Source organism: Blastomonas sp. (assembly GCF_041747255.1).
In the GTDB taxonomy this organism is placed as follows: Bacteria; Pseudomonadota; Alphaproteobacteria; order Sphingomonadales; family Sphingomonadaceae; genus Blastomonas.
The window spans coordinates 1-6,292 of record NZ_JBGTFM010000168.1 but is presented as its reverse complement, the minus strand read 5'-3'; the positions used below and the strand labels follow the sequence as shown (position 1 = coordinate 6,292).

At 63.0% G+C, this 6,292-nt stretch carries 6 protein-coding genes and 1 pseudogene; 5 read left to right on the top strand and 2 right to left on the bottom strand.

Annotation, left to right across the window (positions count from 1 at the left end):
• Nucleotides 1–530 (bottom strand): annotated as a pseudogene (locus tag ACEW8G_RS06090) (hypothetical protein); the annotation flags it as partial.
• Nucleotides 531–645: 115 nt separating this feature from the next.
• Nucleotides 646–1,137 (bottom strand): hypothetical protein, encoded by a 492-nt coding sequence (locus ACEW8G_RS06085; protein ID WP_373487547.1) that lies wholly within the window; start codon nt 1,135–1,137, stop codon nt 646–648.
• A 435-nt stretch (nt 1,138–1,572) separates the two neighbouring features.
• On the opposite strand from ACEW8G_RS06085, the gene ACEW8G_RS06080 reads away from it, so the two are divergent.
• The 5 genes from ACEW8G_RS06080 (at nt 1,573) to bchI (ending at nt 6,261) form a co-directional block, all read left to right on the top strand.
• Complete coding sequence (locus tag ACEW8G_RS06080; protein WP_373487546.1) at nt 1,573–1,854, top strand: hypothetical protein; 282 nt, start codon at nt 1,573–1,575, stop codon at nt 1,852–1,854.
• 101 nt (nt 1,855–1,955) lie between these two features.
• Nucleotides 1,956–2,825 (top strand): alpha/beta fold hydrolase, encoded by an 870-nt coding sequence (locus ACEW8G_RS06075; RefSeq protein ID WP_373487545.1) that lies wholly within the window; start codon nt 1,956–1,958, stop codon nt 2,823–2,825.
• A complete protein-coding gene (locus tag ACEW8G_RS06070) occupies nt 2,825–3,628 on the top strand; it encodes a TIGR03084 family metal-binding protein (protein ID WP_373487544.1) in 804 nt (267 codons plus the stop codon). The genes ACEW8G_RS06075 and ACEW8G_RS06070 overlap by 1 nt, the downstream gene beginning before the upstream one ends.
• 101 nt (nt 3,629–3,729) lie before the next feature.
• Nucleotides 3,730–5,016, top strand: coding sequence for an acyl-CoA dehydrogenase family protein (locus tag ACEW8G_RS06065; protein ID WP_373487548.1), 1,287 nt, complete (start codon nt 3,730–3,732; stop codon nt 5,014–5,016).
• Nucleotides 5,017–5,253: 237 nt separating this feature from the next.
• Nucleotides 5,254–6,261, top strand: coding sequence for a magnesium chelatase ATPase subunit I (gene bchI / locus ACEW8G_RS06060; protein WP_373487543.1), 1,008 nt, complete (start codon nt 5,254–5,256; stop codon nt 6,259–6,261).
• Nucleotides 6,262–6,292: the final 31 nt, after the last annotated feature.

Below are 6,292 nucleotides of genomic sequence, written 5' to 3'. Positions count from 1 at the left end.
GTGTCGCCCAGCAGCAGCGCGCTGAGCGCCTCGTCGGGGGGCAGCAGCAGCATGCCCAGCCGGTCAACGCCAATGTCGCCAAAGGTCGCGCTCACCGCGCTGTCGGTTTCGGGCAGCAACAGGCCGACGGGCAGCAGGATGTCCGGGTCCAGCCCGCGCAGCGCCAGCTCTGCCATACGATCGGACAGCTGCGAACGCGCGACGGTGGCGGTCAGCACCTGCATCGTCTCGCCGCCCGGTAGCGCGCGCACAGCGACGAACACATCGCGGCCAATGCTCAGCTCTGCAGCACGATAGCGCGCGGCGGTTTCGGCCTGCGCGGCGGTCATGTCGCCCATGTCGAGCACGCGAATGACCGTGTCTGCGGGCGGAATCAGCGCGATGACCGGGGTTTCGCTGTCATCAGCGGGCAGTGTTGGCGGGCTGAAATCATGTCCGCGCGCGGTGATATGCCCCGCATCCGCCTGCCACCAGAACAGCGCGGCATCAGCCGATGGCGGACAGGTGACGATCAGGCCGGACGACGCCATGGCTCAGCCGCGCTCCATCAAAGCCTGCGTCGCAGCCATATCTGGCAGCAAGACAACACCCTTTAGCAAGATTGCGAACACCCCCGGCACATGGCAGAATCGCCCCTAAACGGCTCTAACCAATCGGTCCGCGCAAGTCACTGTCCCTTTGCGGATCGCCGAAGCTTTGGTCATCCGGGTCGGTCTGCGGCGCGATATATGGCTCGGGTTCGACCTTGGGCTCAGTTTTTGGCATGGGCCTCAGCAGCGTGTAGCCCGCCACCAGCAGCGCAACCGAAATCGCCTCGACCAGCATGGCGTTGGCGATGTTGGAGGTCATGCCTGCGCTCGCGAGGCCAATCGCGCGGCCAAAAAAGGCCAGTGCTACCATGGTCGCCGCGCCCAGCAGCCAATGACGCTGGCCCGGCACCAGCCCGGCAAGCGCGGCCAGCCCGGTGCCGATGAAGAAGGCACCAAAGTCCGCTCGCAACGCGCTTTGCCCGGTCGCGCCCTGACGGCCCAGCTCAAACTGCTGGGTGAAAAACATCGGGTCGAGCATCCCGCGGGCACCTAAAAACACGAAGGCAAGGCCGAACAGCAACACGAGCAGACGAATGACCCAGACCATATGATGCTTCCCGTTGTTTGTTCCGCGCCGCGTGATACCGGCCATGCCTGTTTATGGCTGCGAGATACCCAAGTCCAGCCCGGTGCAGGGCGGGCGAATCGTCACAGCATGGCGACATCGATCAATCTGTCTAGCTGTGGACGTGTCACTGGCGCGATGGTTTTGGGCGGGCATTGCCACACGACATTGCAAAAATATCGCGATCACGTAATATTATTACATAATTGGCCGCCATAGTGCGCGAACCCATCCTCAAATAGATCGGGAAATGAACACCTTGCATGCAGTTGCATCAAACGCAGTGTGCATATGCAATAAAGTCATTCGCAGATGCAACATTTCAGATTGCAACTGATTAATCGCGCGCCTAAATTGCAATGGTTAGTCCGGCAAGACCGGTAATTTGTCCTCCCCGACCAAGAAAGGAATGTTCCTATGACCATTCGTACCGCTGCCCTGATTGGCGCCCTGCTGTTCACCGCCTCGACCGCCGCTGCGCCTGCGATCGCACAGGATGACGTGTTGATTTCCAAGAACCAGACGATCTTTGATGCCGAAGGCAAGCGCGTCGGCAAGGTGACCCGTGTTCTCGAAGACGGATCGGCGCTGGTCATTTACCGGGGCAAGGTTGTGCGCGTCGGCGCCACCACCCTGACCGCCGACGAAGGCAAGGTGTCGACCTCGCTGACCAAGCGGGAACTTGCGCGTAACAACTGATCTGCCGATCTGACACGCAAGCCATGAATTGGGGCCGGGAGCGCAGAACGCGCGCTCCCGGCCCTTTTCTTTTGCGCGCGACTCGTCCTATGGAATGGCGCATGACATTGACCGGACCCGCTTCGAACAGCTTTTACTCGCAGCGCCTGCGCCTGCATTATGCCGATTGGGACAATCACGACGCGCCGCCGCTGATCCTGCTGCACGGCGGGCAGGACCATTGCCGGTCGTGGGACTGGGTCGCGGGCAGGCTGACCAAGGATTGGCATGTCATCGCGCCCGACCTGCGCGGTCACGGCGATTCGCAATGGTCAGCCGATGGCCATTATCCGATCATGAGCCTCGTTTATGATCTGGCGCAGCTGGTGCACCAGTTCGAGTATGAGCAGGTGACGATTGTCGCGCATTCGCTCGGCGGCAATGTCGCGCTGCGCTACACCGGGCTGTATCCTGAAAAGGTGCGCAAGATCGTCGCGATCGAGGGGCTGGGTCCGTCACCCAGAATGCTCGCCGAGCGTGAGAAAACGCCATTTCAAGAGCGCTGGCGCAGCTGGATCGACGACAAGCGCGCGGCGGCCACGCGCCAGCACCGCAGCTATGCCAGCTTTGACGAGGCGCTGGCCCGGATGCATGGTGAAAACAGCTATCTCAATGCCGAGCAGGCGCGCCACCTCACCAGCCATGCGGTCATCCGCAACGAGGACGGCACCTACAGCTGGAAGTTCGATCCGCACATCCGTGTCTGGCCGATCCTCGATATCGCGCATGGTGACATGGAAACGCTGTGGCAGCGCATCACTTGCCCGACCCTGCTGTGCTGGGGCGAGAAAAGCTGGGCATCGGACCCTGAGATCGATGGCCGGCTGTCGCTGTTCCCCGATGCCCGCCTGGCAAAATTTGCCGATGCCGGGCATTGGCTACACCATGACCAGTTCGACCGGTTCATGGCCGAGCTCGCGGGCTTTCTGTAATGCGGCAAGCCGAAGACTTTCTGATCGAATGTGACCGGCTGCACGCGCTGGTCGCGCCGCTGGAAGATGTCACGCTGGCCACCCCCACAGCGTTCAAGCGCTGGACGATCAGCGACATCATCGGCCATTTGCACGTGTGGAATGAGGCGGCGCAGCTTTCGCTCAAGGACGAGGCGGGCTTTGCCGCGTTCATGGGCGAAGTCGGCGCGATCATTCGCAGCGGCGGTGACCTCAACGGCTTTGAACGGACCTATCTGCGCGGGCTGAGCGGGCAAGCCTTGGTCGCGCAATGGGCGTTGACCTATCGCGCGCTGGCGGCGGATTTCGCGGTCGCAGACCCGGCGCAGCGCGTTCCCTGGGCGGGGCCAAGCATGAGCGCGCGGTCATCAATCACCGCGCGGCTGATGGAAACCTGGGCGCACGCGCAGGCCGCGTTCGATGTGCTGGGCATCGAACGCGAGCACGGCGACGCGCTGAAGAATATCTGCGTGCTGGGGCTCAACACGTATGGCTGGACGTTCAGGAACCGCAAGCTGGACCCACCCCAGCCGATGCCGCAGCTGCTGCTGACCGCGCCCTCGGGCGAAGTCTGGACCTTTGGCGACGCTGTGGTCGGTGAACGCATCGAAGGGCAGGCGGCCGAATTCTGTCAGGTCGTCACGCAAACGCGCAACCTCGCCGATACCGCGCTTCAGGTGACAGGGCCGAATGCGACTGCCTGGATGGCGATTGCCCAGTGCTTTGCAGGCAAGGCCGTTGATCCGCCCGCGCCGGGCGTGCGGCGCAGGGCTATTGGCATTTAGGGCTGTCACTAAATCGTCTGGCCATGGCCAAGGCTTCACGCTTGCCGTCGCGGTCATCCTGTCCATAGTGGATGGCAACCACACGAGAGGATGATGCCCCGATGGATTTCGCGCTGCCCGCAGAGCTGATCGCCTATCTTGGCGAACTCGACGCGTTCATTGAGGCTGAGATCAAGCCGCTGGAACAGGTCGATGACAACATCCGCTTTTTCGATCATCGCCGCGAATGGGCGCGCACCGATTTTGACAACGGCGGCCTTCCCCGGCACGACTGGGAGGACCTGCTGCGCGAGGCGCAACGCCGCTCCGATGCTGCCGGTCACTGGCGTTTTTCCGCGCCCAAAAAATATGGCGGCAAGGATGGATCAAACCTTTGGATGGCGGTGATCCGCGAACATTTCGCGGCCAAGGGGCTGGGGCTGCACAATGATTTGCAGAACGAACATTCGATTGTCGGCAACTTCCCGTTTGTTGCGATGTTCGAGCAGTTCGGCACCGAAGATCAGCAGCGCGAGTTCATCCTCGGCGGGTTTGACCGCACCCGCATCACCGCCTTTGGCCTGACCGAGCCCAACCACGGTTCGGATGCGACGCATATGGAGACGCGTGGCGTGCGGGAGACGCGCGACGGCGTGCCCGGCTGGCGCGTCGATGGCGAGAAAATGTGGATCACCGGCATGCATGTCGCAACGCACTGCGCGCTGTTCGTGCGCACCGGCGGCAAGGCGGGCGATGCCAGGGGCATCACATGCTTGCTGGTGCCCACCGACACACCGGGGCTGAAGATCGAGGAATATTTGTGGACCTTCAATATGCCCACCGATCACCCGCGCCTGTCGTTTTCCGACGTCTGGGTGCCGGAAAGCGCGATGCTGGGCGAGGAGGGGCGGGGCCTCGCGCTCGCGCAGAGCTTCGTGCACCAGAACCGCATCCGGCAGGCGGCGTCGTCGCTGGGCGCGGCGGTGTTCTGCATCGAGGAGAGCGTCAAATACGCGCGTCAGCGCAAGCCCTTCGGCAAGGCGCTGGCGGAAAATCAGGGCATCCAGTTTCCTCTGGTGGAACTTGCGACGCAAGCCGAGATGCTGCGCCTGCTAATCCGCAAGACCGCGTGCGACATGGACCGGATGGAGCACAAGGCGATCGAGCACGAACTTTCCGACAAGGTCAGCATGTGCAATTACTGGGCGAACCGGCTGGTTTGCGAGGCAGCGGACCGCGCGATGCAGGTCCACGGCGGCATGGGCTATTCGCGCCACACCCCGTTCGAGCACATTTACCGCCACCACCGCCGCTACCGCATCACCGAGGGCTCAGAGGAGATCCAGATGCGCAAGGTCGCGGCTTATCTGTTCGGATTTATCGGGCCGAGGAAGGGGATGATTGTGTGACCCAAATCCTCCCCCAGCTTGCTGGGGGAGGGGGACCACCCGCGAAGCGGGTGGTGGAGGGGCATTTGCGCAACCGTGACCGGATTGTGCCACGCTGACCATCGCGCAATGCCCCTCCACCATCCTGAGGATGGTCCCCCTCCCCGAGACAAGCTCGGGGAGGATTTTCAGGCAACCGTCAACTTTGCCTGACACACCCGCTTGTCGTCACCAATCAATCTGTTAGAGCCACACCATATGCCTTTTCCATTCTCTGCCATCGTCGGCCAGGACGAAATGAAGCGTGCCCTGTTGATCTCTGCGGTCGATCCGCGCATCGGCGGGGTGATGGTGTTCGGTGATCGCGGCACCGGTAAATCCACCGCTGCACGCGCGCTTTCGGCGCTGTTGCCGCCGATGCTGGCAATCTCCGGGTGCCGGTATAATTGCGCGCCCGAGGAGGCAGACCGCTGCCCTGACAAATGTGCAGAGGGCAAGGGAGCCAAGACGGCCAAGGTGCCCGTGCCCTTCGTTGATCTGCCGTTGGGTGCGACCGAGGACCGGGTGCTGGGCGCGCTCGATCTGGAACGCGCATTGGGTCGCGGCGAGAAGGCGTTTGAGCCGGGGCTGCTCGCCAAGGCGCATCGCGGATATCTCTATATCGACGAGATCAACCTGCTGGAGGATCATCTTGTCGATCTGCTGCTCGATGTCGCGGCGTCGGGTGAAAATCTGGTCGAGCGCGAGGGGCTGTCGGTGCGGCACCCGGCGCGCTTCGTGCTGATCGGCAGCGGCAATCCTGAGGAAGGCGAGCTGCGCCCGCAGCTGCTCGACCGCTTCGGCCTGTCGGTCGAGGTCAAGACCCCGCAGGATATCGAACAGCGCATCGAGATCATGCGCCGCTGCGATGCGCAGGAACGCGACAGCGCCGCCTTTGCCGCGACATGGGCGGTCGAAGACGCGAAAATCGTCAGGCGGCTGGCCAGGGGCAAGCGCGCCTTGCCCAACGTCGCCATGCCGGAGGCGACGCTGACCGATTGCGCGACGCTGTGTCAGGCGGTCGGTGCAGATGGCCTGCGCGGCGAACTGACGTTGATGCGCGCGGCGCGTGCCTTTGCCGCGCTAGAGGGCGCGAAATCGGCCGACCGCAAGCATCTGGTTGCCATCGCACCAATGGCGCTGCGCCATCGCCTCCGCCGCGATGTGCTCGACGAGACCGGATCGACCGTGCGCATCACCCGCGCGCTGACCGAGCTGTTCGGGTGAGCGACGCGCTGCTCGCGGCGGACCTGGTCGC

What these genes read in the sequence shown, in the direction of transcription:
- ACEW8G_RS06085 (WP_373487547.1), bottom strand. Translation starts at nt 1,137, where the DNA reads ATGGTCTGGGTCATTCGTCTGCTCGTGTTGCTGTTCGGCCTTGCCTTC.
- ACEW8G_RS06080 (WP_373487546.1), top strand. Translation starts at nt 1,573, where the DNA reads ATGACCATTCGTACCGCTGCCCTGATTGGCGCCCTGCTGTTCACCGCC.
- ACEW8G_RS06075 (WP_373487545.1), top strand. Translation starts at nt 1,956, where the DNA reads ATGACATTGACCGGACCCGCTTCGAACAGCTTTTACTCGCAGCGCCTG.
- ACEW8G_RS06070 (WP_373487544.1), top strand. Translation starts at nt 2,825, where the DNA reads ATGCGGCAAGCCGAAGACTTTCTGATCGAATGTGACCGGCTGCACGCG.
- ACEW8G_RS06065 (WP_373487548.1), top strand. Translation starts at nt 3,730, where the DNA reads ATGGATTTCGCGCTGCCCGCAGAGCTGATCGCCTATCTTGGCGAACTC.
- bchI (WP_373487543.1), top strand. Translation starts at nt 5,254, where the DNA reads ATGCCTTTTCCATTCTCTGCCATCGTCGGCCAGGACGAAATGAAGCGT.